This is a genomic window from Marivita sp., assembly GCF_048006345.1.
GTDB lineage: Bacteria > Pseudomonadota > Alphaproteobacteria > Rhodobacterales > Rhodobacteraceae > Marivita.
Map to the genome: position 1 here is coordinate 2,720,013 of NZ_CP180351.1, position 26,077 is coordinate 2,746,089.

Genomic DNA, 26,077 nt, shown 5'->3' on the forward strand with positions numbered 1-26,077 from the left:
ATAAAGCTCCGTATCCTATGACCCAGCCCATTCTCGACCTCAAAGATGTCACGCTCAGCCTCAGGGGCAATGCCGGAATGGTCGAGATCCTACATGGGATCACCCTTTCCGTTCACAAGGGCGAGACTTTGGGCCTGATCGGACCTTCGGGCTCGGGCAAGTCGTCATTGCTGATGGTGATGGGCGGGCTTGAGAATGCCACTTCGGGCAGTGTTGTCGCGCTGGGTCAGGACCTGACCGCGATGGACGAAGACAAGATGGCGCGCTTTCGGCGCGATCACATGGGTGTCGTCTTCCAGTCGTTCCACCTTATTCCGACAATGACCGCGCTTGAAAACGTCGCGACACCTTTGGAACTGGCCGGGGAGAAGGATGCCTATGCCCGTGCCGAAGCCGAGCTTGAGGCGGTCGGCCTTGCCCACCGGGCAGATCATTACCCCGCGCAGATGTCGGGCGGCGAACAGCAGCGTGTGGCTCTGGCGCGGGCGTCGGTCACCCGACCCGAGATTCTGCTGGCCGATGAACCCACAGGCAACCTTGACGGGGTCAACGGGCAGGCGATTATCGACCTGCTGTTCGGTCTGCGCGACCGGCATGGGGCAACGCTGGTCCTTGTGACCCACAGCCGCGAATTGGCCGCGAAATGCGATCGCGTGATCCGGCTGACCGATGGTCATATCTCGGACAACCAGTTAAAGGCGGCTGAGTAATGGCGCTTAACACGGCTGCCCGGTTCGCCCGCCGGGAACTGCGCGGCGGTCTCAAGGGCTTTCGCATCTTCCTTGCGTGCCTCGCGCTTGGCGTGGCCGCGATTGCAGGCGTCGGTTCGGTGCGCTCGGCGATCCAGTCGGGACTGGAGGCGCAGGGGTCCATCCTTTTGGGCGGCGATGCGTCGGTCGAGTTTACCTACCGCTTCGCAGAACCCGAAGAACGCGCCTATCTCGAAAGCATCTCGACCGGCATTTCAGAGATCACCGATTTCCGCTCCATGGTGGTCAAAGACCCCGAAGGCGTGGCCGAACGTGCGCTAACGCAGGTCAAATCCGTCGATGCAGCCTATCCGCTTACGGGCGAGGTGGTTCTTGATCCGGCAATGCCTTTGGCAGATGCACTGGCTGGCAATGGCATCCAACCCGGTGCGGTCATGGCGCCTTTGCTGGCGGATCGGCTGGGCCTTGAACCGGGCGACAGCTTCCGACTTGGCACGCAGGATTTCACCCTCTCGGCGATCCTTGTCACCGAACCCGACAGTTCCGCTTCGGGCTTTTCGCTTGGCCCACGCACGATGGTCACCACCGAGGCGCTGCGCGATGCAGGTCTTTTGCAGCCGGGCACGCTCTACGAAACCGAATACCGTCTGCTGCTTCCGCCCGAAAGCAATCTCGACGCGCTTGAAACCGCGACAGAGGCCGCCTTTCCCAGCAGCGGTCTGCGCTGGCGGGATTCCCGCAACGGCGCACCGGGCGTCGCTCGGTTCGTCGAACGCCTGGGCGCTTTCCTGATCCTTGTCGGTTTGTCCGGTCTTGCGGTGGGCGGTATCGGCGTGTCCGCCGCCGTGCGCGCTTACCTGGCCAGCAAGACCAGCGTCATCGCCACGCTGCGCACACTTGGCGCAACCCGCGCGACGATCTTTCAGACCTACTTCCTCCAGATCGGTGCATTGAGCCTGCTTGGCATCGGCATTGGCCTTGTTTTGGGCGCTCTTGTCCCGATCCTCTTTGGCCCGCTGATCAGCGCATCGTTGCCGGTGCCCGCAATCTTCACAATCCATCCCGCCCCGTTGGTCGAAGCGGCGCTTTATGGCATCCTGACCGCGTTGATCTTTACCCTCTGGCCGCTGGCCCGAACCGAAGACATCCGCCCCGCGATGCTGTTCCGCGATGCGCTGGACGGCGGCAAGGCACTGCCCGCTTGGCGCTACGTGATCGCAACGCTGGTTCTGCTGGGCCTGCTCGTTGGTGTCGCCTCGCTCTTCTCCGGCAGCCCGTTCCTGACGCTCTGGACGGCAGGTGGCTTGATCGGCGCGCTGATCGTGCTGGTGCTGGCGGCCATCGCCATCCGCTGGATCGCCAAGCGATCGACCAAGGCCACACGCGGCCGCCCCGTCTGGCGATGGGCGTTGGCCTCCATCGGTGGTCCCCGTGATGCAGCGGCTCCCGTGGTGTTGTCGTTGGGTCTTGGGCTTTCGGTGCTGGCAGCGGTCGGTCAGATCGACGGCAACCTTCGCACTGCCATCGACCGCGACCTGCCCGAGGTCGCACCGGCCTATTTCTTTGTCGACATCCAGCCCGACCAGATTGCCCAATACACTGAGATGCTTGAGGGCGATCCTGCTGTCGCACGTATCGACACAGCCCCCATGCTGCGCGGTGTGCTGACCCAGATCAACGGACGCCCGGCGCGCGATGTGGCGGGCGATCACTGGGTCGTCACCGGCGACAGAGGTATCACCTATGCCGCCCAGCCGGACGCCAACACGCGGGTCGTTGCGGGCGAATGGTGGGAGGCCGACCATGACGGTCCCGCCGAGGTCAGCTTTGCCATCGAAGAAGCCGAGGAAATGGGCCTGTCGCTCGGCGACATGCTCACGGTCAACGTGCTTGGGCGCGACATCTCGGCGACGATCACGAGCTTCCGCGATGTCGATTTTTCGACCGCCGGGATGGGCTTTGTGATGACACTCACCCCGAATGCCCTGCAGGGCGCACCGCACACCTTCATCTCGACCGTCTACGCCCCTGCCGAAGACGAGGCCCGCATCCTGCGCGAACTCGCCACCGCATTCCCGAACATCACTGCGATCAGCGTCCGCGACGCCATCGACCGGGTGAGTGTTCTGCTTGAAGGCATCGGTGCAGCAGTTCGCTGGGGCGCAGCGGCCACGTTGCTCACCGGCTTCCTGGTCCTGATCGGAGCGGCAGCCGCCGGTGAAGGTGCGCGCACCTACGAAGCCGCCGTTCTGAAAACCCTCGGAGCCAGCCGCGCCCGCATCCTGCAAAGCTTTGCCCTGCGCTCGGCCCTCTTGGGTGGCGGTGCAGGTCTGGTCGCCCTTGGCGCGGGCATTCTTGGCAGTTGGGCCGTGATGACCTTCATCATGGACAGCAGCTTTGCAGTGGTCTGGCCCTCGGCCTTGGGTGTCGTAGTGGGGGGCGTGATGGCAACCCTCCTCGCCGGCCTGATTTTTGCGTGGCGACCTTTGGCTGCGCGTCCCGCCCAAGTGCTGCGCGCACGGGAATAATCACAGCGAAGCGGGCTGAAAGGCCAGCTGAACGGCAATAAACCACCTTGCCCTGAGGCCAATCCCTTGGCATGCCCCGGGCAACCCACCACAAGAAATCGAGTCGCCCGATGTCCGACAGCCTCCCCATGACGATCCCGGCCCCGCTGACGCAAGCTCAGCGTACGCAGATCATCAACCTCGTGCGCCGCGCCGCTCGGGCCGAGATCCTGCCGCGCTTCCGCACATTGGGCTCCGGCGACATTGACCAGAAATCCGGTCCGATGGATGTGGTCACCGCCGCCGACAAGGAAGCGGAAAAGATGATCGTGCGGGGATTGCTTGCGATGTTCCCCAATGCGCTGATGGTTGGCGAAGAAACTGTGACCGATGAAAAAGTTGCAGCGCTTGCCGACGCGGAAATGGGCTTCACCATCGACCCGGTCGACGGCACGTGGAACTTTGCCCACGGGCTGGCCACCTTCGGCGTGATCCTGTCGATGACCCGCTTTGGCGTTCCGGTCTTCGGCCTGATTTATGACCCGATCACGGATGAGCTGCTGATCGCAGATGAAACCGGCCCGGCGCAGGTGATCGCCCCGCGCCGTCCCGCACGCACCGTCTCGGTGTCAAAAGGTGGGCCGGTTGAGGCGTTGAGCGGTTTCGCCTCGGTCTACAACGTGCCCGAAAACAAGCGGGCCGATCTGATCGGGCTCATGACCCGGTTCCAGCGGCTCTACATGCTTCGCTGTGCGGCGCATGAGTTCCGCATGGTGGCGCAAGGCCATGTCGACTTTGTTCTGTGTTCCAACCTGACACCATGGGACCACGCCGCTGGTGCCCTGATCGTCAAGCGCGCCGGTGGCCATGTCGCATGTCTCGACGGGTCTGACTATCGCGCCCAGATGCGCGACGGCTATCTGCTCTGTGCGCCTGACGCCGCCACATGGGGCCGGGTGCGCGACGCGATGTCGTTCCTTCTGGACGCCGACTGATCATTGGCACTCAACGGGTCAGAACGACATCCGCTTTGACATCCAATCCCTGCTCGACAGCGTCGATCAGGTAGTGCGCAACGCTGGCGCGGGAAATCAGACCGTTGCGCCATGTCGCAGGATCCCGCAGCACGCGATAGTCTTCGGTCCGCGCGCCTTTGGTCAGGATCACCGGACGGACAATCGTCCAATCGGTGTCTGACGCCGTTATCAACGCTTCCTGACGGTCCTTGTCGGCATAGGGCTTGCCCAGAATGGCGCGGTGGCCGGTCTTTTCGATCCAGCTCATCGCGCTTTGGCTACGGCCCGCGCCGAACCCGGTAACGACCACCAGACGTGACACATCCGACTGCGCCATTGCATGAAGCAAAACGCGCGTGGTCTCTGAAAAGAGAGTTTCCTCCTCCCAGAGCATCGCCAGACGTTCGGTGATACCCAACGCATAGACCACCGCACGCACGCCATCCAAAGCGCGCAACACATCCTCTGCCGAGGTGGCGTCCCCTTTGAACGGCTCGACAAGTTCGGTCGCCTCAAGTGTATCCGCACTTCGTGCGAAGGCGCGCACGGGCAGGCCGCGCCGCACCGCCTCGTTCATGGCACAGCGCCCGATACCGGACGTGGCCCCCATGATCAGGATCGGCTTGGTCAATTCTGAAGGTCCTCGAAATGCGCCGTGTAGCGTCGATGCTGTGAGCGGTCATGCTTGAGCGCAAGATCACCACGGTAGGGCGATAAGGTCACAACCGGGATCGCCTTCTGCTCATCCGCAAGCGTCTTTGGTCTGCCACCAGTCAGCCGGTGTTTCAGGGCTCTGAATAAATGTCTCATACCCAAGGAACGTAGTGCGCCCCGATCGGTTGCAACGCCGTGGTCGGAATTTTCCGTCCCCTTGGCCTTTGACGAAACAGGCCGGGTTCTAAGCCCGGCCTGCATCTGAAAGTCTCATCGCGAGGGTCACTCCGCCGCTTCGGCGTAATCCTCCATCGGCGGGCAGGTGCAGACCAGATGCCGATCCCCGTAGGCGTTGTCGACCCGGTTGACCGGTGGCCAGTACTTGTCCACCCGGAAGGCCCCCGGCGGGAAACACCCCTGTTCGCGGCTGTAAGGCCGATCCCAGTCGCGCACGAGGTCTTCCATCGTATGCGGCGCCAGCTTGAGCGGATTGACCTCGCGGTCCATATCCCCTGCCTCGATGGCGCGGATTTCCTCGCGGATCGCCAGCATTGCATCGCAGAACCGGTCAAGTTCCGCCTTGGTCTCCGATTCCGTCGGTTCCACCATCAGCGTGCCCGCCACGGGCCAACTCATCGTCGGTGCGTGGAACCCTGCGTCAATCAGGCGTTTGGCGATGTCTTCGACGGTGACACCCGCCGATTTCTCGAAAGGCCGCACGTCGAGGATACACTCATGCGCGACGCGGCCCTTTTCACCGCGATAGAGCACGTCAAAAGCCCCTGCGAGCCGTGTCGCGATGTAGTTCGCGTTCAGGATCGCTACGCGCGTCGCCTGAGTAAGGCCTTCGCCCCCCATCATCAGGCAATAGGCCCAGGAGATCGGCAAGAGGGACGGCGACCCGAAGGGCGCCGCACTCACAGCGCCTTCACCCGACACCGGGTCACCCGGCAGATGCGGGATCAGATGCGCCTTGACGCCAATCGGCCCCATACCCGGCCCGCCGCCGCCATGCGGGATGCAGAAGGTCTTGTGCAGGTTCAGGTGGCTCACATCGCCGCCCAGATCGCCGGGGCGCGACAGGCCAACCATGGCGTTCATGTTTGCGCCGTCGATATAGACCTGCCCGCCATGTTCATGCGTGATCGCGCAGACATCCTTGACCGTGCCTTCGAACACACCGTGGGTCGACGGGTAGGTGATCATCGTTCCGGCAAGGTTCGCAGAATGCTGCTCGGCCTTGGCGCGGAAGTCGACAAGGTCGATGGAGCCGTTCTCGTCGCATTTCACCGGCACAACTTTCCAACCGACCATCTGCGCTGAGGCCGGGTTGGTCCCGTGCGCATTGACCGGGATCAGGCAGATGTTGCGATGCCCCTGCCCGTTCGCCCGGTGATAGCCCGCAATTGCCAACAGCCCCGCATATTCCCCCTGCGCGCCGGAGTTGGGCTGCATCGAGATCGCGTTATAGCCCGTGATCGTACACAGCTTCGCGTTCAGGTCCCCGATCAGCGTGTGATAACCGCGCACCTGATCGTCGGGCACATAGGGGTGGATGTCCGCGAACTCGCGCCAGCTCACCGGCATCATTTCCGCCGCTGAATTGAGCTTCATCGTACAGGACCCCAGCGGGATCATGGCGCGGTCGAGCGCCAAGTCCCGGTCCGCCAGACGGCGCATGTAGCGCATCATCTCGGTCTCGGCCCGGTTCATGTGGAACACGTCGTGCTGGAGGTATTCGGAGGTGCGAATAAGCGCGTCCGGCAGGCGATACTCCGGCGTGAGGTCATCATCCGACTTGACCAGTCCGAATGCCCGCCAGACGGCTTCGATGGTCGCTGGACGCGATTTCTCGTCCAGCGTGATGCCGATCTTTGTCTTGCCCACGGCCCGCAGGTTTAGACCCTCGCGCACGGCCGCCTGCAAAACACCGCGCTGCAGAAGGCCGACATCCACGGTGATCGTGTCGAAAAACGACTTGGGCTCCACCTTGAAGCCGGCCGCCTCCAGCCCTTTCGCCAAACGCACCGTCTTGCGATGGATGCGTTGCGCAATGGCGCGCAGCCCTTTGGGCCCGTGGAAGACCGCATAGAAGCCCGCCATCACCGCGAGCAATGCCTGCGCGGTACACACGTTCGATGTCGCCTTTTCCCGGCGGATATGCTGCTCACGGGTTTGAAGCGCGAGGCGGTAAGCCTTGTTTCCGTGGCTGTCGATGGAGATCCCCACGATCCTCCCCGGCATCGCGCGCTTGTAGTCGTCCTTGGTCGCCATATAAGCCGCGTGCGGGCCGCCATATCCCAGCGGAATGCCGAACCGCTGAGTCGATCCCACAGCAATATCCGCCCCCATCGCACCCGGCTCTTTCAGCAGGCAGAGCGCCATCGGATCAGCGGACATGATGGCAATCGCCTTGGCCCCGTGCAGCCGCGCGATGTCATTGGTGAAATCTCGCAGATGCCCGTAGGTGCCCGGATACTGGAAGATCGCGCCGAACACCGCCTCGGGGTCCATATCCGCCACGTCACCGACGATGATCTCGATCCCCAAAGGAGCTGCGCGGGTTTTCATGACAGTGATGTTCTGTGGATGGCAGTTTTCATCCACGAAAAACGCGGTCGCCTTCGACTTGGCCACCCGCTGTGCCATGGTCATCGCCTCGGCGCAGGCGGTCGCCTCGTCCAAGAGCGACGCGTTGGCAATCTCCAGCCCGGTCAGGTCGCTGACCATGGTCTGATAGTTCAGCAGCGCCTCAAGCCGGCCCTGCGAAATCTCGGGCTGATAGGGCGTGTAGGCGGTGTACCACGCCGGGTTCTCGAAGATATTCCGCTGGATCGCAGGCGGCGTGACTGTGCCGTGATACCCCATCCCGATGAGCGAGGTCAGAACCTCGTTCTGCGATGCGGTCTCGCGCATGTGATAGAGCAACTCCCGCTCCGACAACGCCTTGCCGAAATCAAGCGGTTCGGCCTGACGGATGCTTTCGGGCACAGTCTGCGAAATCAGATCGTCGAGCTTCGACACACCAACCGTTGCCAGCATCTCGGCCATCTCCGCCGGCGACGGGCCGATGTGACGCCGGTTGGCAAAATCATACGGCAGATAGTCGATGGCATCATAACCCATGTCGCTCTCCTTACGGTTCGGAACGGCGCACCGTCCCCTGCTTCTTCTTTTCAAAAATATGCCCTGCAACGGCGCCATCCGGCACTCCGTTAGGCAAGGGGCGGGCAGGCCTCAGGACCCGCCCGGCCGGATCAGCCGATATATTTCTTGTAGTCGGCTTCATCCATAAGGTCGTCCAGCGCCGACATGTCCTCAATCTTCATCTTGAAGAACCACGCATCGCCTTCCGGGTCCTCGTTGACCTTACCGGGCTCTTCGACCAGCGCTTCATTCACTTCGGTGATTTCACCATCAAGTGGTGCGAGGATGTCCGACGCCGCCTTGACCAATTCGATCACCACAACCTCATCGTCCTTGCTGACCATGGTGCCTTCCTCGGGCAGTTCGATGAACACCACATCGCCCAATTGCTCTGCCGCATGCGCCGTGATCCCCACGACCACCTCGTCGCCTTCGACGCGCAGCCATTCATGTTCCTCGGTGAATTTCATATGGTTCCTCTTGGAGTGATTATCGTTTGAACCCTGCCGCCACGAAGGGCAGTTTGGCAACAGAAACAGGAAGCCGTTTGCCCCGGACTTCGCCAAAAAGCGCGGCGCCGATATCTGCGTGGCCGGCATCGACATAGCCCATGGCGACGGGCGCACCGACGGTTGGGCCAAACCCGCCTGATGTGACGGCACCGATAGGCGTGTCAGCGTCTGCACTTGCGAAAAGCGGCGTGCCTTCGCGCATCGGTGCCCGCCCTTCGGGCAAGAGGCCAACGCGCTTGCGCGAAACGCCTTCAGCCATCTCGCGCAGGATACGGTCGGCTCCGGGGAACCCGCCTGCGCGGTCGCCCCCGGCACGGCGCACCTTCTGGATGCCCCAAGTCAGCCCACCTTCAACGGGCGAAGTGGTGGCGTCGATATCGTGCCCATAAAGGCAAAGCCCGGCTTCGAGGCGGAGCGAATCCCGGGCGCCAAGTCCGATGGCCTCCACATCCTCGTGCGCCAGCAGGGCCTTTGCCAAATCTGTGGCGGCCGCCACAGGCACGGATATCTCATATCCGTCTTCGCCGGTGTAGCCGGACCGCGACACCCAGCATTCCGCTCCGGCGATGGGCACGATCGCCACATCCATGAACCGCATCTCGGCCACTGACGGGTGATGCTCGGCCAATACGGCCTCAGCTTTCGGCCCCTGCAACGCCAAAAGCGCGCGGTTTTCCAACAGCTTGACTGTGACCTCAGGCTCAAGTGCTGCGCGCATTCGCGCGACGTCAGCCTCTTTGCAGGCGGCATTCACAACAACGAACAGGTGATCGCCGCGATTGGCGAACATCAGATCATCTTCGATCCCACCTGCGTCATTGGTGAAGAAACCGTACCGCTGACGTCCCTCACCCAGACCAAGCACATCCTGCGGGATCAACCGTTCCAGCGCGGTTTTGGCGACCTCAGGATCGTCGGATCGCAGGATCACCTGGCCCATGTGGCTCACATCGAACAGCCCCACAGCGGCGCGGCACTGCAGGTGCTCTTTCATCACGCCAAGGCTGTATTGCACGGGCATCTCGTAGCCCGCAAACGGCACCATCTTTGCGCCCAGCGCGACATGCAGATCGTATAGCGGTGTGCGTTTCCAGTCGCTCACGCGGCATCCCTTCACGTTCAACCGGATGCTTGTGATACGACAACCGGCATATTCCATCCTGCGCGACTGCGCAGACGTCCTATGCCCCCTCTGTCCTTTCGCCTGAGATCGTTATCCCTTCGGCGTTCCGGGTCCGGCCCGAAATCTCTCCAGAGTCTATGTCCGCGACGGTCCTTCGGCCTGAGAGTTTCCGGGGGCGGTTGCTCCTTCGGCACCGGTCAAGACCGGTTCTCCCATCGTGGATGTATGCAGTGGTAGACCGTTTTCAGAACGGTCTCAAGTGTCAAACTGCAAGCGCGGCTTCTCGGGCTGCGCAGGCCCGTTCGGGATTGAGAATATCCAGCAGATCCGCATTGGTGCAGACCAGCGCATCAAGCGTGATCGGGTCCAGCGACTGGTAGAACGCCTCGACGGCGTCGGTCAGGGCGGTGCGCAGACGACACGCCTCAGTCAGAGGGCAGGTGTTGTCGACATCCGCAAAGCATTCTGCCAGCGGCACGGGGGCTTCTAGCACGCGGAACACATCGCCGATCCTGATTTCGTCAGCCGGACGACCCAGTTCCAGACCGCCATTGCGGCCGCGTTGGGTGTGGAGGAACCCAAGCTGCCCCAGTTGGTTGATGACCTGAGCAAGGTGATTTTCAGAAGCGTTGCACCGCTCTGCGATTTCGGACTTGGTCACAAGACGGCCCGTGTTGGCGGCGCAGAACATGAGGACACGCATCGCGATGTTGGTTCTTTTGGTGACACGCAAGGCAGTCATCCTTTCCGATCGGTTGGCCAAACCTACCGGTTCATGCAAAGTTGTCTTTGATATACATCAACCAATCGCGAGCAGATAGCCCCGTGAAGCACCCGCATTTTTTTCGGCTACGGATCATTGGTCAACAGGAATACCCATAGCTTTACGCCGATCCATGCCTCGCAAATCGCGGGCTGGCGGCGAATCTGGCAGCGCGCTCCGAATCGGCCCGCAGCATTCCTGTCGGTCATCGTCGATTCGGACAGCGTGATCGACGGGGTGATCGCGCCGGTGCCGAATGACGATTGGGTGGCGCTTGATGCCCGTGAATTTTCCTATGCGCGCCTTGCGGTGACCGACGCAGTGCGACACGCGGCGACCGACGTGCGCGACATCTCGATCTATGCCATCCCACCCAGCGATGCGGCACCACCGGACAAGGATCACCCGATCCTGCTCAGCTATGTGGACGCGGTTCTTCAAGGCTATCTGCGCGAATTCGGCGAAGCCGGTGCCGAGCGGTTCTGCACAACGACAGAAGGTTGGGACACCCCCGTGCGCAACGACAGGGCGGACCCGATCTACCCGCGCGCACAGCGTCTGACCGAGACCGAGCAAACATTCGTCGATGACATGCTGCTGACCCTGCGTGCCAAGGTGTTTGCCTGATGCGCGAACGCATCTGGCTCTGGCTTACACGTCTGTGGCGACGCCCCGGCATCCGCATCTCGGCGTTTGGAAGCGCCGCATTGCTCGTGTCCCTCATCGCGCCTCTGGTCGACCGATCGCTTCCCGAATGGCTGGTTGACCGTTTCTCGCGCGACGCAGTTCTGCCGATCCTCAACATCCTTGCGTCGTCGATGCTGGCGGTCACCACCTTTTCGCTGGGTATCATGGTGCAGGCGTTCCGCTCCGCCGCGGGTCAGGCGACGCCACGGGTCTACCGGCTGTTGATGCAGGACATGACAACGCTCAATGTGATGTCGGTCTTTGTCGGCGCGTTCCTGTTCTCGCTCGCCTCGATCGTGATGTTCCGGGCCGGGTTCTATGGCGAATCCGCCGCTGTGATCGTCTTTGGCCTGACCATGGTCTGCATCCTGATGATCGTGGTCGCGATCCTGCGCTGGATTGCGCATCTCAGCCAGTTGGGCAGTCTGCACCACACCCTGAACCTTGTCGAACAAGCCGCCAAGGCACCTTTGGAACGGCTTGCGCAGAAATCCAATCTCGGGGCGAGGCCTGCCGAAAATGCGCCGAAGGCTCCGAAAGGCGCGACACCGCTTTTGGCGCCACGGTCGGGCTATGTGCAGTTTTTGTCGCTGGTGGAACTCAATAACCAACTCAAGGAAAAGGACGCCACGCTCTGGGTCTTCGCTCCTCCCGGCAGTTGGGTGCTCAAGGACACACCGCTGGCCTATTTCGAAGGCGACTGCGACCCCGGCAAGCTAATCGAGAACTTTACCCTCGGCGACGAACGCACGGTCGAACAGGACGCCCGCTTTGGCCTTGTCATCCTGTCAGAGGTCGCGTCGCGCGCTCTGTCCCCCGGTGTGAACGATCCGGGCACTGCGATTGATGTGATTCACCGCATTGAACGCATCCTTTGGACACTGGGTCAGGGCATGGCCGACAAAGACCGTGACACCACGGTCGAATTCGAACAGGTGATCATCGGCACGGTCAGCGCCGAAGACCTGCTGAATGACGGGTTTGCCAGCCTGATGCAGGACGGAGGCAACCGGTTCGATGTGATGGCGCAAATGCTCAAGGCGGCGACCCGGCTGAGCAAGAGCGATTGGTCCGATCTCGCCAGTGCCGCCGAGAAGACGCGGGACACCGCATTGGGCATCATCGACCGCAAGATCGAAGACCCCGACGCGGTAAAATCGCTTCAGGAGCGGGCCAAGCGCACTTAGGCCTTGGCGAGTTTCCGCGCCGGAATGGTCTGCAACAGCGGCAGCAGGTCCGCCATTTCAGGCCCGCGTTCCTGCCCGGTCAGCGCCTTGCGCAGCGGCATGAACAGGCCTTTGCCCTTGCGGCCGGTCGCCTCTTTGACGGCGTTGGTCCAGTTGCTCCACGCATCGGGGCCAAGTGGCCCTTCGGGAAGCAACGCCATTGCTTCGGCGATGAACGCTGCGTCTTCGTCGTCGACCATGGGCTCTGCGCCATCGGCACAGAGCGTCCACCATTTGGCGATATCATGCCGCGTGGTGATATTGTCGCGGGCCACGTTCCAAAACGCCTCGCCCTTGTCCGCAGGCACACCGAGAGTGTCCAGATCGCTCTTGATGGCAGCGTAATCCAACCCGTGCAGCTTGCGCGCGGTGAGCGGGAACAGGTCTTCGAAGTCGAACTTCGTCGGGGCCGACCCGAACTGGCTCAGGTCGAACCCGTCCGCGATCTCTTCCAGCGACATCCGCAGTTCCACCGGCTGCGACGATCCCAGCCGCGCCATCAGGCTCAGCAATGCCTCTGGCTCAATGCCCTGCTCGCGTAAATCGCGCAGCGCGAGTGTGCCCAGACGCTTGGACAGCGACTCACCCTGCGGTCCGGTCAGCAACGAATGGTGTGCAAAGGACGGCACGGTGCCACCCAGCGCGCGGATGATCTGGATCTGAGTTGCGGTGTTGGTCACGTGGTCCGACCCGCGCACCACATGGGTCACACCCATTTCGGTGTCATCCACGACGGATGCCAACGTGTAGAGGATCTGTTTGTCCGCCCGGATCAGTACCGGATCGCTGACGCTGGCCGCATCAATCGAGATGTCGCCAAGAATGCCATCAGACCACTCGATGCGCTCCTGATCCAACTTGAAGCGCCAGACGCCATCGCCACGTTCGGCCCGCAGTTTGGCTTTTTCGTCGTCGGACAGCGCAAGCGCCGCACGGTCATAGACCGGCGGCTTGCCCATGTTCAGTTGCTTCTTGCGCTTGAGGTCCAACTCAGTCGGCGTCTCGAACGCCTCATAAAAGCGCCCCATCTCGCGCAGCGTGTCCGCTGCCGCGTGGTACTGGTCGAGCCGCTCTGACTGCCGTTCAACCCGGTCCCACGTCAGACCCAACCACTCCAGATCCTGCTTCAAAGCATCGACATATTCTTCCTTCGACCGCTCGGGATCGGTGTCGTCGATACGCAGGATGAACGTGCCGCCGGATTTGCGGGCGATCAGGTAGTTGAACAAAGCGGTGCGCAGGTTGCCGACATGGATGTAACCGGTGGGCGACGGCGCGAAACGGGTGGTTGTCATGGACGATGTCTCCTGTTGCCCGCGCTGTCTCACAAAGGGATGCTTTTGTCCAGAAAGGCCCGCACCAAGTCTCTGCGCCATTGCACAGTCACGAAGACGTGAAGGCACATCCACTTTCACAATTACAGGCTATCATCCTTCGAGTTAGATCAGGGGAGCGATCATCATGTCTGAATTTTCTATGTCACGCCGCAGCCTGCTTGCCGGGGCGGCCGCCCTTCCAATGGCAGCGGGTCTTGGCATCACCAAGGCAAACGCGGCAGGACACGCACAGGGGCCTCAGATCCCGCGCGTCAACCGCTTTGGCGTCGGCGATTTCGAAGTCACCACCATGCTGGTCGGAAGCCGCACAGTGGAAGAACCGCAAACAATCTTCGGCATGAACGTCAGCGCCGAAGAATTTGCAGCCGCCTCGGCCGAGGCACGGATTCCGGTCGACAAGGCGCAGTTCTTCTTCACGCCGACACTGGTCAATACCGGGTCCGAGCTGATCCTGTTCGACACCGGCCTCAACGGTGCCGCAACCGCGCAGGCGGTCGAGATGGCGGGTTATTCCGCTGACGCCGTGACTCATGTTGTCCTGACCCACATGCATGGCGACCATATCGGTGGCCTGATGACTGATGGCGCCGAGACCTTCGCGAACGCCGCCTACATCACCGGGCAGGCGGAATTCGACCATTGGTCCGGCACCGACAACGAAGGCTTTGCCAACAACGTCAAACCGCTGGCCGAGAAGATGTCATTCCTTGGCGACGGCGACAGTGTCACCCCCGGCATCACCGCGAAGGCAGCCTTCGGCCACACGCCAGGTCACATGACCTACATGCTCGACAGCAACGACCAGCAGCTTCTGATCCTTGCGGACCTGACCAACCACTATGTCTGGTCGCTGGCACACCCCGATTGGGAAGTCCGCTTCGACATGGACAAAGCCGCCGCAGCCGCGTCGCGCCGCAACGTGCTGGGTATGCTGGCCACCGATGCCGTGCCGTTCATCGGCTACCACATGCCCTTCCCGGGTGTGGGCTATGTCGAAACCCGCGGTGACGGCTTCCACTACGTGCCGCACAGCTATCAGCTGTTGCTCTGATCTTGACTTGACGCGGTCGTCCAACGGAGTGCTGATGCACGGATGACCGCACAAGACGATATCGACGACATCACACGTTATGCCGAGGCAGCCCTGAACGGGCTGCCTTTGCCGTTTCGCGACCTATGCCAGGACGTTCTTCTGCAGGTCATCGACTGGCCACCGCAGGACATTCTGGACGAGCTGGAGATCGACGATCCGCTGGAGCTGACCGGGCTCTATGACGGCATCCCCCTGACCGAGAAATCCGCGGGCGATCCGTCGCCTTTTCCCGATCAGGTCTGGCTTTACGCCGAACCGATCCTTGCCGAATGGCGCGACCGGAAATCCGTCACGCTACAGGATCTGGTGACCCATATCGTCGTGCATGAAATCGCGCACCACTTCGGCTGGACCGATGACGAGATCGCCGAGGTGGACCGCTGGTGGGAATAGCTCGACGCTGCGTCGCAAACCCCAGGCTCAGCCGTCCGTCAAAGCCCCGTTGACCCACTCGCCCGTGGCGGTTTCCCCGGATGAATAACGCATGGTGCCGGTGCCCTGACGTTTGCCATCAAGGAACGTGCCCTCATAGACATCGCCATTGGCATAGGTCGCGGTCCCCTGCCCGCTGATCTCGCCGTTCTGCCACTCGCCAACGTATTTGAACCCGTCCGCCATGGTGATCTCGCCCTGACCGTGACGCTGCCCATCGGCGAACTGGCCCACATAGACCGTGCCATCGGTATAGGTCGCGGTCCCCTGCCCGTGGCGCTGGCCATCAAGCCATTCGCCCTCGTACTTGTACCCATCCGGGTAGGTCATCACTCCCACACCGTGGTTGCGGGCGTTCTTGAAATCGCCTTCATAGACCAGACCATTGGCATAGACCGCACGGCCCTTGCCGTCGATCACACCATCGACCCAGGCCCCTTCATAGGTCGAGCCATCGGGATAGGTGATCTTGCCCTCACCATTGGCCAGATCCCCCCGGAACTGGCCTTCGTACACCGACCCGTCGGGATAGGTGACCTTGCCGATGCCTTCGATCTGCCCCGCGACCCAGGCACCTTCGTAGCGATAGCCATCGGTGCCGATGAACGTGCCCTGCCCATGGCGCAGGTCGTCCTTGAACTCGCCTTCGTAGACATCGCCATTGGAATAACGCACAATGCCTTGCCCCTCGCGGCGACCGGCCACCAACTGGCCCTCATAGACATCGCCGTTGGATTGCGTCAGCGTGCCGATCCCGTCGATCTGGCCGTCTTTCCACATCCCATCATAGATCAGTCCGTCAGGCATGGTCAGCTTGCCCTGACCCTCACGGTCGCCATCTGCAACGCGGCCTTCGTAGATCGACCCGTCCGGGTAGGTGATGGTCCCGTTGCCTTCCTTGACGCCGTTGATCCAGTCGCCTTCGTAGACATAGCCGCCCGGGCTTTGCATCGTGCCACGCCCATGATGCAGCGCATTGCGGAATGACCCTTCGTAGCGCACGCCATTGGCATAGAGCGCCACACCCTGCCCGGTGATCTTGCCGTCGAGCCATGACCCCTCGTAGGTCGACCCATCCGCGAATACGATCTTGCCGATCCCTTCGGGTTTACCCTTGGCGAACTGGCCTTCATAGACCGACCCATTGGGAAAGCGCGCCACGCCATTGCCGCGAATCTCGCCCTCGACCCAATCGCCAGTGTATTCATAGCCATTTGGCAGACGGTAGGTGCCGGTGCCGTGCTGCAACCCGTTGAGGAAAGTGCCTTCGTAGACACCTCCATCATCATATTGCTTGGTCTGCACCTCGGCGTTCTGCGCCACGGCACCCTGTGCGAGGAAGAGTGCGACTGCCGCACCCAAAAAGACGTTGCTGCCCGGTCTCATTTGTTCGCTATCCCACTCATGTCCGTTGCCATGACCCTGTGACCGAAACCTAAGCGACCGGGCGGGGTCAGACAATGTCTTATCCGACAAGACGCTTTCCCTCGCGCAGGGTTCTGCTATGTCACCCGCGATATCGGGAAAGGAAGGACCGCCCCATGTCGGACCGGTTTCGCATCACTCTGGCGCAGTTGAACCCTACGGTGGGCGACCTTGCCGGCAATGCCGCCAAGGCCCGCGCCGCGTGGGAAGAGGGTAAAGCCGCAGGGGCCGATCTCGTGGCGCTGCCCGAGATGTTCATCACCGGCTATCAGGCGCAGGACCTGATCATGAAGCCTGCGTTCGTGGCCCATGTGCAGTCCGAACTGGCCGCCTTGGCCAAAGCCTGCGCCGACGGTCCGGCGTTGTCGATTGGCGGGCCGTCCGTCGGCGAAGACCTCAAGCTTCACAACAGCTATTTCGTTCTGCAGGGCGGCAAGATTGCCTCGGTCGTGCACAAGTATTTCCTGCCGAACTACAACGTCTTCGACGAGGTACGGCATTTCTCGCGTGACATGATGCAGGGTCCGGTGGCCGTGAACGGCGTGCGCATTGGCATACCGATCTGCGAGGATGCGTGGTATCCCGACGTGGTCGAGGCTTTGGAGGAAAGCGGCGCGGAAGTCGTCCTTGTGCCAAACGGCTCCCCGTATTTCCGCAACAAGTTCGAGACCCGCCTGAACCACATGGTCGCCCGTGTCGTGGAAAGCGGATTGCCGCTGATTTACCTCAACATGGTCGGTGGACAGGACGATCAGGTTTTCGACGGCGGATCGTTTGCGCTCAATCGCGGCGGGGTGCCGGCTGTCCAACTCCCGATTTTCGACGAGGTGATCAGCCATGTCGATCTCGAACGCAGAGACCAAGGTTGGCACGTTCTCGATGGAGATTTCACAACCCATCCGGAGCCGATGGAACAGGACTACCGCGTCATGGTCACCGCGCTGCGGGATTACATGGCGAAGACCGGGTTCAAAAAGGTGCTGCTGGGTCTGTCCGGCGGGATCGACTCGGCCATCGTGGCAACCATCGCGGTCGATGCGTTGGGCGCAGAGAATGTGCGCTGTGTGATGCTGCCATCGGAATACACGTCCCAAGGATCGCTGGACGACGCAAAGGCCGTCGCCGAAAACCTTGGCTGTCGCTTCGATTTTGTACCAATTGGTAAAACACGTGATGCGGTGACCGAAACGCTGGCGCCGCTCTTCGAAGGCACCCAGCCCGATCTGACCGAAGAGAACATCCAGTCCCGCATCCGGGGTCTGCTGTTGATGGCGCTCAGCAACAAGTTCGGCGAGATGCTTTTGACCACCGGCAACAAGTCCGAGGTCGCTGTGGGCTATGCCACGATCTATGGCGACATGGCGGGCGGCTACAATCCGATCAAGGACATGTACAAGACCCGAGTGTTCGATGCCTGCCGCTGGCGCAATGCGCACCACCGCGGCTGGATGATGGGGCCAGAGGGTGTCGTCATCCCCGAGGCGATCATAACGAAACCGCCCTCGGCCGAGTTGCGCGCCGATCAGAAAGACAGCGACTCGCTGCCTGACTATCCGGTGCTGGACGGTATCTTGCAAATCTTGGTGGACGAAGACGGCTCCATCGCCGATTGCGTCGCCGCCGGTTATGACCGCGCGGATGCCAAGAAGATCGAGCACCTGCTTTACATCAGCGAATACAAGCGCTTCCAATCTGCCCCCGGCGCGCGCCTGTCGAAACGCGCCTTCTGGCTGGACCGGCGCTATCCCATCGTGAACCGCTGGCGCGACCCAAGCTAAGGGCCGCGCCGCACGGGTCAGCTTGCCTTGAGCACACCGCGTTCGATCTGGTCGGCTTCGATGCTTTCGAACAGGGCTTTGAAATTGCCCTCGCCGAACCCGTCATCGCCCTTGCGCTGGATGAACTCGAAGAAGATCGGGCCGATCACGGTTTTCGAGAAAATCTGCAACAGGATACGGGTCTCGCCGCCGCCGACCACACCTTCGCCGTCGATCAGAATGCCGTGCTTCTTCATACGGTCGAGAGGCTCTTCATGGCCGACCACGCGGGTTTTGCTGAGGTCGTAATAGGCGTCGGGCGGTGCAGGCATGAATTTCAGGCCACGCTCTGCGATCTCGTCTACCGCGTCGTAAATGTCGCGCGCACCAACCGCGATGTGCTGGATGCCTTCGCCCTTGTAGCGCTTGAGGTATTCCACGATCTGCCCGGTCTCACCCCGGTCTTCGTTGATTGGAATGCGGATGCGCCCACAGGGCGAGGTCAGCGCGCGGCTCAGAAGCCCGGTGAATTTGCCTTCGATGTCGAAGAAGCGGATTTCCTTGAAGCCGAAGATCTTGCCGTAGAAGCCGAACCACGTGTCCATGTTGCCCTTGTGGACATTGTGCGTGAGGTGGTCGAGGTAATGGAAGCCCACGCCTTCAGGATTGGCAGTCCCAACCCAGTTGAATTCGTCGTTATATGGATTCTGGCCGTAATACTGGTCGATGAAGTAGATCAGCGACCCGCCAATACCGACAATCGCAGGCACATCCATCGCCTTGTCGTCACCGTCATAAGGTGTCGCTCCCAGCATCACGGCACGGTCGTAGGCGTGTTTGGCATCAACAACGCGCCAGCCCATCGACGGGGCGCAAGGACCGTGTTCCGCGACAAAGCGCATGGCGTGGCTGCCGGGTTCATTGTTCAGGATGTAGGTGATGTCCCCCTGCTGCCACAGCTCGATCTGCTTGGTCTTGTGCGTGGCAGTGTGGGTGTAGCCCATCTTGGTGAAAAGCTCGCGCAGCGCGTCCGGATCGGGATGGGCGAATTCGACGAATTCGAACCCGTCGGTTCCGGCGGGGTTTTCATTGCTGATCTTTGCTTTCGGCGCATCGTGCGGAAACGGACCCATGGCATTCTCCTTGTTTGCGTGAAAGCTACGCCGAAACCGGTGCGGATTGCGGGCAATCATTGAGCCCTTTGATCGAAATTATGCAAGATTATTGCACGTCGTAACAAAATAGCGCACGATTGACGCATGACTGCGTTGGATTCCAAAGACCTCAAGCTGCTCGCCCGATTGCAGAAGGACGGGCAAACCTCGGCTCAGGAACTGGCCGAACATCTGGGTATGTCGGCCTCTCAAATCAGCCGCCGCCGCCAAAGGTTGGAGGCCGAAGGTTATATCATCGGCACGCCCTGCCGTCTGAACCCCGACAAACTGGGGCTTTCGGTGCAGGCGTTCATTCAGGTGGAAACGCGCGCCCAAAGCACCGGGACGCATCAGTCGATCAAACGCCTTGTTGCTACGACGCCCGAGATCGTCGCGGCGTGGACCCTGACCGGCGAGGCGGACTACATCTTCCGGGTCTATTGCTCTGATCTGGCGGCACTCAATCGGCTGGTGCAGGAGGTGCTATTGCCGCATGACACCATTGGGCGGGTCCACAGTCAGATCGTGATGGACCAGTTGAAGGACGACACCGCCCTGCCCTTGCCGCGGTGATCAATCCACTTTGACGAACCGCGCCCCACCGGCGCGTTCACCAACGGTCACGCGGCGCGCTCCTGCGGTCACGGGTGCCCGGGCCGCATCGTTGCGCATGTCGCGCATCATCGCCGAGACCGAGTCGGGCAGTGACATGCCGATGGCCTCTTTCTCGGCATTGGGCGCGGTGGACATCATCGACACCACGGATACGATGCGCAACCGCCCCTGATCGTTGACAAAGACCGGCGCACCTGACGAACCGAAGGTCACATCACAGTCAAACGTCATCAGCCCACCGCGATAGGTTTGTTTGTGCCGACACCCGGATTCGCGCTGCAGCGATGTGTTTCTGCCCCGGCCATAGGACACGAGGATCACCGAGCCCACATCCATGGCGCGGTCGTGAATGCGGAAGGGTTCGGCTTCGGTGCCGAAAATAGGACTGTCGAGGCGCAGAAGCGCCAGATCGGTGCGCACCTGTTCGGTCAGGGAAGCGTCAAACAACTCGAGATAGCCATCGGACAGTACGATCCTGGTGACACCCCGGACAGCGGCGGTGAAATCGTGGGTCAGCCCCGCATGAAAGCGCATACGGTCGTTCGGCAGCACGGTGCGGGTGGCCTCGTCCACCACACAATGAGCCGCGGTGAGAACCAGATCGCGGGCGATCAGCGTGCCTGTACACGTGCCAATCGACGTGTCCAGACGGCCAACGCCCTCCCAGCCCAGCACTTCACCGCGATTGTCGAGGCGGTCGCGTTCCTGCGCCGATGTCGCGGTGGGCAGGCACATCAGCGCTGCCAGAAACAGAATTTGGAGACCCCGCATGACCCGCGCCTTTCACCATTGACCGGTGTGCAGGGTAACTGCCCGACATGGCGCAAGCTTGGCGATTTTGCGACGAGACCTGAGTTTAGACGAACTGCTCCTGGATCAGCCGTTCTTCCAGCCCATGGCCGGGATCGAAAAGGACCCTGTGTGCGATGGACGGTTCGGAACGAATGTCGACGCGCACAACGTCACGTACAGCACGGGCGTCCGCTTCGGCCATCACAGGGCGCTTGTCAGGATCAAGCACTTCGAACGTCACCTCAGCCGTCTTGGGCAAGAGCGCGCCGCGCCAACGACGGGGCCGAAACGCGGCCATCGCGGTGAGCGCCAACACGTCAGACCCGATGGGCAGGATCGGCCCGTGCGCGGAATAGTTATAGGCGGTGGATCCGGCTGGCGTTGCGACCAAGGCGCCGTCGCAGACGAGTTCGGACATGCGTACCTTGCCATCGACACTGATCCTGAGACGCGCCGCCTGAGGCCCTGCCCGCAAAAGCGAGACTTCGTTGATCGCCAGCGCCCGTTGCGTGCTGCCATCCCGACACGTGGCGAGCATCGACAGCGGGTTGATGACCTCTTCCTGCGCCTGCTCAAGCCGCTCTTCCAGCCCGTGTTCGGAATATTCGTTCATCAGGAAGCCGACAGTTCCCCGGTTCATGCCGTAGACAGGGGCGGGCAGGTCCTGAGTTCGGTGCAGCGTGGCCAGCATGAACCCGTCCCCGCCCAAGGCCACAATCACATCCGCGCCGTCTTCGTTGTGATCGCCATAGCGACGGGTCAGTCCCGCCTTGGCCGATTGGGCAATCGGCGCGGAGCTGGCAGCAAAGGCAATGCGCAGGGACATATGTTCGAGTTCCTATCGGGGTCATGCCGTTCCGAAACAAACACAAACGCCTGCCGCATACCAGACATGGCGCAGCTTTGTGTCGTGTGGTCGCTTTCCAACCTTTGCCTTTTGGCGCAACTCCTATACGTAACCGCCAAAGTTTGACCCGCTTCAAGGAGGCCCTGCCCATGAACGCTCCGCACCGTGACACTGGTTTTTTCTCCAAATCGCTGGCCGACAGCGACCCGGATCTGTTCAAGTCGATCACTGATGAGCTGGGCCGCCAGCGCGACGAGATCGAGCTGATCGCCTCTGAGAACATCGTCAGCCGCGCCGTGATGGAAGCGCAGGGCTCGGTGATGACCAACAAGTACGCCGAAGGCTATCCGGGCCGTCGCTATTACGGCGGCTGCCAGTTCGTCGACGTGGCCGAGAACCTTGCCATTGAGCGGGCGTGCCAGCTCTTCAACTGCGGCTTCGCCAACGTGCAGCCGAACTCCGGCTCTCAGGCAAACCAGGGTGTCTTTACCGCGCTTTTGCAGCCCGGTGACACGATCCTTGGCATGAGCCTTGATGCCGGTGGTCACCTGACCCACGGCGCGGCCCCGAACCAGTCGGGCAAGTGGTTCAACGCGATCCAGTACGGAGTGCGCCGCGAGGACAACATGCTGGACTACGATCAGGTTCAGGCGCTCGCCAATGAGCACAAACCGAAGCTGATCATCGCCGGTGGGTCGGCCATCCCGCGTCAGATCGACTTTGCCCGCATGCGCGAGATAGCGGACTCGGTTGGCGCGTATCTGCATGTGGACATGGCGCACTTTGCCGGTCTCGTGGCGGCGGGCGAACACCCCAGCCCGTTTCCGCATGCCCATGTCGCGACAACAACCACACACAAGACCCTGCGTGGTCCGCGCGGCGGGATGATCCTGACCAATGACGAGGCGCTGGCCAAGAAGTTCAACTCGGCCATCTTCCCGGGCATTCAGGGTGGTCCGCTGATGCATGTGATCGCGGCCAAGGCGGTTGCCTTTGGCGAAGCGCTGCGCCCCGAGTTCAAGACCTACCAGCAGAACGTCATCCGCAACGCACAGGCGCTGTCTGACCAGCTGATCAAGGGCGGTCTGGACACCGTGACCCATGGCACCGACACCCATGTGGTGCTTGTTGACCTGCGCCCGAAAGGCGTGAAGGGCAACGCGACCGAAAAGGCATTGGGCCGCGCGCATATCACCTGCAACAAGAACGGCGTTCCGTTCGACCCGGAAAAGCCGACGATCACGTCGGGCATTCGTCTGGGGTCGCCAGCGGGCACCACGCGCGGGTTCATGGAGGCCGAGTTCCGGCAGATCGCGGACTGGATCATCGAAGTGGTCGATGGGCTGGCCGCCAACGGCGAAGACGGCAACAGCGCGGTCGAGAACAAGGTGCGTGCCGAAGTGGCCGAACTTTGCGCACGCTTCCCGATCTATCCTGACCTCTAAGATTTTATGGCGCGGCTCAAGAGTCTTCGTACGAAGACTCTCAGCCCAACCCATTAAGATTTGACGAACGGAACTTCGCGCGGGGGTGCTGGACACCACGCCCCTGCGATCACACATCGACCCAAGTTGAAAAGAAGCCCTTGCTTGCAGGGGCTTCTTTTTTGTATCACAACCCATAGTTGAAGTGCGTAAACGGGACAGCCGGCGATGTTGCAGCCTTTCGGCCCAGAGATCTGGCTGTCTGACGGTGCGCCCATAAAGGCAGCGCTTGGCTTTCACTATCCGACACGGATGGCGGTGATGCGGCTTCTGGACGGAAGCGTGGCAATCTGGTCCCCGACCGCCGTGACGCCTGAAGGTCTGGAAGAAATCCAGCAGCTTGGCCCGATCTACGCCCTCATCGCTCCGAACGGGTTGCACCATATGCATCTGGCGGATTGGGTCCGTGCCTGTCCCGATGCCGAAGTGGTTGCTGTCCCAAGTCTTGAGAAGAAGCGCCGCGATCTCTTGATTGACACGTTTCTGACGGAAACAGGGTATTCGCTATGGCCCGGCGAAATTGATCATATCCTTCTTGAGACGCGGATCACGTCAGAAGCCGTCTTCTTCCATCATGCGAGTGGCACCGTGCTGTTCACCGATTTGCTGCAACAGATGCCTCGCACCTGGTACAAAGGATGGCGTTCATGGGTGGCACGGCTGGACCTGATAACAGAAGACGAACCCACCGTGCCGCGGAAGTTCCGTATTGCGATCTCCGACCGTGACGCAGCGCGGCGCAGGGTGGACACGATCCTCGACTGGCCGATCCAGCGGGTTGTCATGGCGCATGGCACACCGGTGACCGAAGACGCGCAGGCTTTTCTGAAGCGCGCCTTTCAGTGGCTGTGATGAACATCGGGATTGACCCGATGTCGATTCCGGTAGCGAGCCTGCGCGCTCTGGTCACGAGGGCCGATGTGGCGTGCCAAAATTCCAGAAGGCCATTCCACATCGGAAACGAAAAAACACACGCCGTTGAAAATTCACAAACAGGGTTTTCATCCGAAATTTGCAGCGTATAGTCGCGCCCATGACACGTTTGGCCCATATCGCAATCCGCACGCGCTCCTGCGCGCCTCTTGCGCTGGCCACCCGTCTTCTCCTAATCCGCCTCTGAGCGCGGCCCAACCGGCGCGACCGCTCAGAGGATGACCGTTTCGCGCCGACGGGTTTGGACAAGACAGAAAGATCAAGACAATGACACAGACTGAAAAAGACCGCGTGGTCATCTTCGACACCACTTTGCGCGACGGTGAGCAATCGCCGGGGGCCACCATGACCCATGACGAAAAGCTCGAGATTGCCGAGCTTCTTGATGACATGGGGGTCGACATCATCGAAGCCGGCTTCCCCATCGCTTCGGAAGGCGATTTTCGCGCGGTGAGCGAGATCGCGCATCGCACCAAGGATGCGGTGATCTGCGGCCTTGCCCGCGCGCAATTGCCCGATATCGACCGCTGCTGGGAGGCGGTGAAAAACGCCAAGCAGCCGCGCATCCACACCTTTATCGGCACCTCGCCGCTGCACCGGGCGATCCCGAACCTCACCAAGGACGAAATGGCCGAACGGATCGAACAGACCGTGACCCATGCCCGCAACCTCTGTGACAACGTGCAGTGGTCACCGATGGATGCAACGCGCACGGAATGGGATTATCTCTGCCGCGTGGTCGAGATTGCGATCAAGGCGGGCGCTTCGACGATCAACATCCCCGATACCGTGGGCTACACCGCACCGGTGGAAAGCGCCGATTTGATCCGGCGGTTGATCGAGACCGTGCCGGGCGCGGATGACGTGGTATTCGCCACGCACTGCCACAATGACCTTGGCATGGCGACCGCCAATGCCTTGGCTGCAGTCGCAGGCGGTGCGCGGCAGATCGAATGCACGATCAATGGTCTGGGCGAACGTGCCGGCAATACCGCGCTTGAAGAGGTGGTGATGGCGCTCAAGGTGCGGGGCGATATCATGCCCTACACCACCGGCATCGACACCAAGAAGATCATGCACATCTCGCGCCGCGTGGCGACCGTGTCGGGTTTCCCGGTGCAGTTCAACAAGGCCATCGTGGGTAAAAACGCCTTTGCGCATGAGAGCGGCATCCACCAGGACGGCATGCTCAAGAACGCCGAGACGTTCGAAATCATGCGCCCCGAGGATGTGGGCATCGCTGGCACGTCCCTGCCTTTGGGTAAACATTCGGGCCGGGCTGCACTGCGCGCCAAGTTGCGGGAATTGGGTGTCGAGGTCGGAGACAACCAGCTCAAGGATATCTTCGTACGTTTCAAGGATCTGGCCGATCGCAAGAAAGAGGTGTTCGATGACGACATCCTCGCGCTGGTGACGGCCACGACCGAAGGCGATGACGCGCTGCAGCTTGTGAACCTCAAGGTGGTTTGCGGCACTGGCGGCCCGGCTGAGGCGACGCTGGAGATGGAGATCAACGGCGAGGACAAATCGGCAGTCAGCGAAGGCGACGGGCCGGTAGATGCGACCTTCAAGGCGATCCGCATGCTGCATCCGAACAAGGCGCGGTTGCAGCTTTATCAGGTGAATGCCGTGACCGAAGGAACCGATGCGCAGGCCACAGTCAGTGTGCGGCTGGAAGAGGACGGCATGATCGCCACAGGGCAATCGGCGGATACCGACACGGTAGTGGCGTCGGCCAAGGCCTATATCCATGCGCTCAACCGGTTGATCGTCCGGCGGGGCAAGACCGGCAAGGACGTCAAGGAAATCTCGTACCGGGATGTGACCTGATGGCGTGCCGGGCAGATGCCCCGGCCTACGTGT

The 26,077-nt window shown here is 61.4% G+C and carries 22 protein-coding genes and 2 riboswitches; of the genes, 12 read left to right on the forward strand and 10 right to left on the reverse strand.

Annotated features, from left to right (window positions below; translation table 11 throughout):
• The first annotated feature begins 17 nt into the window (after nt 1–17).
• The 3 genes from ACMVPR_RS13350 (at nt 18) to ACMVPR_RS13360 (ending at nt 4,212) form a co-directional block, all read left to right on the forward strand.
• Complete coding sequence (locus ACMVPR_RS13350) at nt 18–710, forward strand: ABC transporter ATP-binding protein (protein WP_300588453.1); 693 nt, start codon at nt 18–20, stop codon at nt 708–710.
• Nucleotides 710–3,238, forward strand: a complete 2,529-nt coding sequence (locus ACMVPR_RS13355) for an ABC transporter permease (RefSeq protein WP_416883283.1) — start codon at nt 710–712, stop codon at nt 3,236–3,238. The genes ACMVPR_RS13350 and ACMVPR_RS13355 overlap by 1 nt, the downstream gene beginning before the upstream one ends.
• A 110-nt stretch (nt 3,239–3,348) precedes the next feature.
• On the forward strand, nt 3,349–4,212 hold the full coding sequence (locus tag ACMVPR_RS13360; protein ID WP_300588457.1) for an inositol monophosphatase family protein: 864 nt from the start codon (nt 3,349–3,351) through the stop codon (nt 4,210–4,212).
• 10 nt (nt 4,213–4,222) lie between these two features.
• Here the strand turns inward: ACMVPR_RS13360 and ACMVPR_RS13365 are convergent, their stop codons facing one another.
• From ACMVPR_RS13365 to ACMVPR_RS13385, 5 genes are all read right to left on the reverse strand, one after another.
• The gene (locus ACMVPR_RS13365) at nt 4,223–4,864 is read right to left on the reverse strand and encodes an NAD(P)-dependent oxidoreductase (RefSeq protein WP_416883284.1); all 642 of its coding nucleotides are present in this window, start codon (nt 4,862–4,864) and stop codon (nt 4,223–4,225) included.
• Nucleotides 4,865–5,169: 305 nt separating this feature from the next.
• A complete protein-coding gene (gene gcvP / locus ACMVPR_RS13370) occupies nt 5,170–8,013 on the reverse strand; it encodes an aminomethyl-transferring glycine dehydrogenase (protein WP_416883285.1) in 2,844 nt (947 codons plus the stop codon).
• Between the two features lie 131 nt (nt 8,014–8,144).
• Nucleotides 8,145–8,504 carry a glycine cleavage system protein GcvH gene (gcvH, locus tag ACMVPR_RS13375; RefSeq protein WP_416883286.1) on the reverse strand — a complete coding sequence of 120 codons (360 nt, stop codon included), beginning with the start codon at nt 8,502–8,504 and terminating at the stop codon, nt 8,145–8,147.
• Nucleotides 8,505–8,523: 19 nt separating this feature from the next.
• Complete coding sequence (gene gcvT, locus ACMVPR_RS13380; RefSeq protein ID WP_416883287.1) at nt 8,524–9,648, reverse strand: glycine cleavage system aminomethyltransferase GcvT; 1,125 nt, start codon at nt 9,646–9,648, stop codon at nt 8,524–8,526.
• Nucleotides 9,649–9,736: 88 nt separating this feature from the next.
• Nucleotides 9,737–9,803: riboswitch (glycine riboswitch) on the reverse strand.
• A 3-nt stretch (nt 9,804–9,806) separates the two neighbouring features.
• A riboswitch (glycine riboswitch) is annotated at nt 9,807–9,894 on the reverse strand.
• Between the two features lie 37 nt (nt 9,895–9,931).
• Nucleotides 9,932–10,402: an RrF2 family transcriptional regulator gene (locus tag ACMVPR_RS13385; protein WP_416883288.1), complete on the reverse strand. Its 471-nt coding sequence runs from the start codon at nt 10,400–10,402 to the stop codon at nt 9,932–9,934.
• 126 nt (nt 10,403–10,528) lie between these two features.
• Between ACMVPR_RS13385 and ACMVPR_RS13390 the strand changes: the two genes are divergently transcribed.
• Together ACMVPR_RS13390 and ACMVPR_RS13395 are read left to right on the forward strand one after the other, a co-directional pair.
• Nucleotides 10,529–11,059 (forward strand): gamma-glutamylcyclotransferase, encoded by a 531-nt coding sequence (locus tag ACMVPR_RS13390; RefSeq protein ID WP_416883289.1) that lies wholly within the window; start codon nt 10,529–10,531, stop codon nt 11,057–11,059.
• Nucleotides 11,059–12,306, forward strand: coding sequence for a DUF2254 domain-containing protein (locus ACMVPR_RS13395; RefSeq protein WP_416883290.1), 1,248 nt, complete (start codon nt 11,059–11,061; stop codon nt 12,304–12,306). Before ACMVPR_RS13390 ends, ACMVPR_RS13395 begins: the two co-directional genes overlap by 1 nt.
• Here ACMVPR_RS13395 and gltX read toward each other — a convergent pair.
• The gene (gene gltX, locus ACMVPR_RS13400; RefSeq protein WP_416883291.1) at nt 12,303–13,640 is read right to left on the reverse strand and encodes a glutamate--tRNA ligase; all 1,338 of its coding nucleotides are present in this window, start codon (nt 13,638–13,640) and stop codon (nt 12,303–12,305) included. The genes ACMVPR_RS13395 and gltX overlap by 4 nt on opposite strands.
• 166 nt (nt 13,641–13,806) lie before the next feature.
• Here gltX and ACMVPR_RS13405 point away from each other — a divergent pair, with 166 nt between their 5' ends.
• Together ACMVPR_RS13405 and ACMVPR_RS13410 are read left to right on the forward strand one after the other, a co-directional pair.
• Nucleotides 13,807–14,733: an MBL fold metallo-hydrolase gene (locus ACMVPR_RS13405; RefSeq protein ID WP_416883292.1), complete on the forward strand. Its 927-nt coding sequence runs from the start codon at nt 13,807–13,809 to the stop codon at nt 14,731–14,733.
• 42 nt (nt 14,734–14,775) lie between these two features.
• On the forward strand, nt 14,776–15,168 hold the full coding sequence (locus tag ACMVPR_RS13410) for a metallopeptidase family protein (RefSeq protein WP_416883293.1): 393 nt from the start codon (nt 14,776–14,778) through the stop codon (nt 15,166–15,168).
• 27 nt (nt 15,169–15,195) lie between these two features.
• Here the strand turns inward: ACMVPR_RS13410 and ACMVPR_RS13415 are convergent, their stop codons facing one another.
• Nucleotides 15,196–16,593: an MORN repeat-containing protein gene (locus ACMVPR_RS13415; protein WP_416883294.1), complete on the reverse strand. Its 1,398-nt coding sequence runs from the start codon at nt 16,591–16,593 to the stop codon at nt 15,196–15,198.
• A gap of 155 nt (nt 16,594–16,748) precedes the next feature.
• Here ACMVPR_RS13415 and ACMVPR_RS13420 point away from each other — a divergent pair, with 155 nt between their 5' ends.
• Nucleotides 16,749–18,410 carry an NAD+ synthase gene (locus tag ACMVPR_RS13420; RefSeq protein WP_416883295.1) on the forward strand — a complete coding sequence of 554 codons (1,662 nt, stop codon included), beginning with the start codon at nt 16,749–16,751 and terminating at the stop codon, nt 18,408–18,410.
• 17 nt (nt 18,411–18,427) lie between these two features.
• Here ACMVPR_RS13420 and hppD read toward each other — a convergent pair whose 3' ends face one another.
• On the reverse strand, nt 18,428–19,522 hold the full coding sequence (hppD, locus tag ACMVPR_RS13425) for a 4-hydroxyphenylpyruvate dioxygenase (RefSeq protein ID WP_300588479.1): 1,095 nt from the start codon (nt 19,520–19,522) through the stop codon (nt 18,428–18,430).
• Nucleotides 19,523–19,648: 126 nt separating this feature from the next.
• On the opposite strand from hppD, the gene ACMVPR_RS13430 reads away from it, so the two are divergent.
• Nucleotides 19,649–20,116 (forward strand): Lrp/AsnC family transcriptional regulator, encoded by a 468-nt coding sequence (locus ACMVPR_RS13430; RefSeq protein ID WP_416883296.1) that lies wholly within the window; start codon nt 19,649–19,651, stop codon nt 20,114–20,116.
• Here ACMVPR_RS13430 and ACMVPR_RS13435 read toward each other — a convergent pair whose 3' ends face one another.
• Both ACMVPR_RS13435 and ACMVPR_RS13440 read right to left on the reverse strand, forming a co-directional pair.
• Nucleotides 20,117–20,929, reverse strand: a complete 813-nt coding sequence (locus ACMVPR_RS13435; RefSeq protein ID WP_416883297.1) for a trypsin-like serine peptidase — start codon at nt 20,927–20,929, stop codon at nt 20,117–20,119.
• A gap of 85 nt (nt 20,930–21,014) precedes the next feature.
• On the reverse strand, nt 21,015–21,776 hold the full coding sequence (locus ACMVPR_RS13440) for an NAD kinase (RefSeq protein ID WP_292264109.1): 762 nt from the start codon (nt 21,774–21,776) through the stop codon (nt 21,015–21,017).
• A 170-nt stretch (nt 21,777–21,946) separates the two neighbouring features.
• Here ACMVPR_RS13440 and glyA point away from each other — a divergent pair, with 170 nt between their 5' ends.
• The 3 genes from glyA (at nt 21,947) to ACMVPR_RS13455 (ending at nt 26,044) form a co-directional block, all read left to right on the forward strand.
• Entirely contained in the window at nt 21,947–23,242 is a 1,296-nt protein-coding gene (glyA, locus tag ACMVPR_RS13445; RefSeq protein ID WP_416883298.1) for a serine hydroxymethyltransferase, read from the forward strand.
• A 207-nt stretch (nt 23,243–23,449) separates the two neighbouring features.
• Nucleotides 23,450–24,133, forward strand: a complete 684-nt coding sequence (locus tag ACMVPR_RS13450) for a DUF4336 domain-containing protein (RefSeq protein ID WP_416883299.1) — start codon at nt 23,450–23,452, stop codon at nt 24,131–24,133.
• 348 nt (nt 24,134–24,481) lie between these two features.
• Nucleotides 24,482–26,044 (forward strand): 2-isopropylmalate synthase, encoded by a 1,563-nt coding sequence (locus ACMVPR_RS13455; protein WP_416883300.1) that lies wholly within the window; start codon nt 24,482–24,484, stop codon nt 26,042–26,044.
• The last annotated feature ends 33 nt before the right edge of the window (nt 26,045–26,077 follow it).

Bases quoted from the DNA above. Each gene is read 5' to 3' on its own strand.
- ACMVPR_RS13350 (WP_300588453.1), top strand. From the start codon at position 18: ATGACCCAGCCCATTCTCGACCTCAAAGATGTCACGCTCAGCCTCAGG.
- ACMVPR_RS13355 (WP_416883283.1), top strand. From the start codon at position 710: ATGGCGCTTAACACGGCTGCCCGGTTCGCCCGCCGGGAACTGCGCGGC.
- ACMVPR_RS13360 (WP_300588457.1), top strand. From the start codon at position 3,349: ATGTCCGACAGCCTCCCCATGACGATCCCGGCCCCGCTGACGCAAGCT.
- gcvP (WP_416883285.1), bottom strand. From the start codon at position 8,013: ATGGGTTATGATGCCATCGACTATCTGCCGTATGATTTTGCCAACCGG.
- gcvH (WP_416883286.1), bottom strand. From the start codon at position 8,504: ATGAAATTCACCGAGGAACATGAATGGCTGCGCGTCGAAGGCGACGAG.
- ACMVPR_RS13395 (WP_416883290.1), top strand. From the start codon at position 11,059: ATGCGCGAACGCATCTGGCTCTGGCTTACACGTCTGTGGCGACGCCCC.
- gltX (WP_416883291.1), bottom strand. From the start codon at position 13,640: ATGACAACCACCCGTTTCGCGCCGTCGCCCACCGGTTACATCCATGTC.
- ACMVPR_RS13405 (WP_416883292.1), top strand. From the start codon at position 13,807: ATGTCTGAATTTTCTATGTCACGCCGCAGCCTGCTTGCCGGGGCGGCC.
- ACMVPR_RS13410 (WP_416883293.1), top strand. From the start codon at position 14,776: ATGACCGCACAAGACGATATCGACGACATCACACGTTATGCCGAGGCA.
- ACMVPR_RS13415 (WP_416883294.1), bottom strand. From the start codon at position 16,593: ATGAGACCGGGCAGCAACGTCTTTTTGGGTGCGGCAGTCGCACTCTTC.
- ACMVPR_RS13420 (WP_416883295.1), top strand. From the start codon at position 16,749: ATGTCGGACCGGTTTCGCATCACTCTGGCGCAGTTGAACCCTACGGTG.
- hppD (WP_300588479.1), bottom strand. From the start codon at position 19,522: ATGGGTCCGTTTCCGCACGATGCGCCGAAAGCAAAGATCAGCAATGAA.
- ACMVPR_RS13430 (WP_416883296.1), top strand. From the start codon at position 19,649: ATGACTGCGTTGGATTCCAAAGACCTCAAGCTGCTCGCCCGATTGCAG.
- ACMVPR_RS13435 (WP_416883297.1), bottom strand. From the start codon at position 20,929: ATGCGGGGTCTCCAAATTCTGTTTCTGGCAGCGCTGATGTGCCTGCCC.
- ACMVPR_RS13440 (WP_292264109.1), bottom strand. From the start codon at position 21,776: ATGTCCCTGCGCATTGCCTTTGCTGCCAGCTCCGCGCCGATTGCCCAA.
- glyA (WP_416883298.1), top strand. From the start codon at position 21,947: ATGAACGCTCCGCACCGTGACACTGGTTTTTTCTCCAAATCGCTGGCC.
- ACMVPR_RS13450 (WP_416883299.1), top strand. From the start codon at position 23,450: ATGTTGCAGCCTTTCGGCCCAGAGATCTGGCTGTCTGACGGTGCGCCC.
- ACMVPR_RS13455 (WP_416883300.1), top strand. From the start codon at position 24,482: ATGACACAGACTGAAAAAGACCGCGTGGTCATCTTCGACACCACTTTG.